A 1,782-nucleotide genomic window follows, 5' to 3' on the forward strand; every position below is an offset into this window, starting at 1 on the left:
CGCATCGGGCGTGCTGACGGCAACGGCCGCCTTCCTGTTTTCGGCGCGGCTCGGCAGCACCGGCGCCGACACCGGGATAGGATTGGAAATTTCAGTGCTGACCGCCGTCGTGCTGGGCGGCGTTTCGCTGGGGGGGGGCCGCGGCTCGGTCGGCAATGCGGTGATCGGCTCCATCCTCGTGCTGATCCTGACCAGCGGCCTCATCCGCCTGTCGATGCCGGGCTCGGTCAACCAGTTGATCCTTGGCCTGGTGCTGATCGCCGCCGTGCTGTTCGACGCCAAATGGGTAAAGAACCGCGGCAAGCTCTTGAACAAGGTCTATATTTCGCCGACCTATCTGAGGCTCCCCGAACAGGCTGGCTCAATTGGAGATGGCGTACTTGCCGTCAACGACAAGCTTGGCGCCACGCAGCTGATCGGGCTCGGCGAGGTCGAAGGGCCGGAAGATGTGGTGCTCGACAGCAACGACAATCTTTACACGGGAACACGGCATGGCACGATCGTGCGCTTCCTGGCGCCTGACTATGCGCGCAGCGAGGTTTTCGCCCGCATCGGCGGTCATCCCTTGGGTCTAGCCTTCGCGCCGAACGGCGATCTTCTGACCTGCGTCGGCGGCATGGGGGTCTATCGCGTCGCACCCGATGGAAAGGTTGCCAAAGTTACCGACGAAACCAACCGCGGCCTGTTGTCGGTGATCGACGATTCGCGGCTCAGGCTGCCCGACGATCTCGATATCGCGCCGGACGGGCGCATCTTCTTCAGCGAGGCGACGATCCGCTATGAGATGTCGGAATGGGCGGTCGATGCGCTCGAGGGCAGGGGCAATGGCCGCCTGATTTGCTTCGACCCGAAGACCGGCTCCACGCGCACGATCCTGCGCGGCCTGATCTTCCCCAACGGTGTCACCATCTGCCGCGACGGCCAGTCGCTGCTCTTCGCCGAGACCTGGGCCTGCCGCATCAGCCGTTATTGGTTCGACGGGCCGAACCAGGGCAAGCGCGAGATTTTCCTCGACAACCTTCCGGGCTACCCCGACAACCTCAACCGCGGCTCGGACGGCACCTACTGGATCGCGTTGCTCGGCATGCGCACCAAGACCTTCGATCTGGCGATGCGTAAGCCGGCCTTCCGCCGCCGCATGGCCAAGCGCATCGCCGCCGATGAATGGATGTTTCCCAATATCAACCGCGGCTGCGTGCTGCGCGTATCGGCGACCGGCGAGATCATCGATGCGCTCTGGGACAAGCTCGGCGAGAACCATCCCTCGATCACCTCGACCTGCGAACACAAGGGCTGGCTCTATCTGGGCGGCGTGTCCAACAACCGCATCGGTCGCGTCCGCATCGAGGGCGCTGATCCGCACTGGACATCGCATGGCGACTATTGGGGGAAGCACTGATGGCTGGCCTCGCTGGATTTGTCCGCAGTCTGTTTTCGGCTGGCGAAGCTGGCATCAGCGTTCCCGCGATGGACGGCGTCTTCAAGCCTGACAACCGGCTGGAAGAGGCGGAACGGCTAATGTCGCTTGCCGCGATCGACAACCTCGTTGCGTCGCCGGCAGGGCTGCTGTGCAGCGCTGGCGGCAAACTGTTCCGGATTGATCTGAACGGTGCCAGCGCGACATCGGTTGAAATCGCGGATTTTTCGGCATCGGTGACCTTTGTCGCGTCCGCGCCGGATGGTCGCCTCGCTGTCGGCGTCGAGGGTGACGGTCTTCATATCGGACAACCGGGCGACTGGAAGCGCATCGACCAGCCGCGCGATAGCGTGTCGTGCCTGACC

Annotated in this window: 1 protein-coding gene and 1 pseudogene; both read left to right on the forward strand. The window is 63.6% G+C overall.

Features of this window, described 5'->3' with window-relative positions; genetic code table 11:
- Nucleotides 1-1,399, forward strand: a 1,399-nt coding sequence (locus EN943_RS36830; RefSeq protein ID WP_127416598.1) for an SMP-30/gluconolactonase/LRE family protein, incomplete at its 5' end; no start/stop codon positions are given.
- Nucleotides 1,399-1,782 (forward strand): annotated as a pseudogene (locus tag EN943_RS36835) (hypothetical protein); the annotation flags it as partial. The gene EN943_RS36830 and the pseudogene EN943_RS36835, both read left to right, overlap by 1 nt.

The sequence above is a fragment of the Mesorhizobium sp. M7A.F.Ca.US.006.01.1.1 genome (assembly GCF_003997935.1).
Lineage (GTDB): Bacteria > Pseudomonadota > Alphaproteobacteria > Rhizobiales > Rhizobiaceae > Mesorhizobium.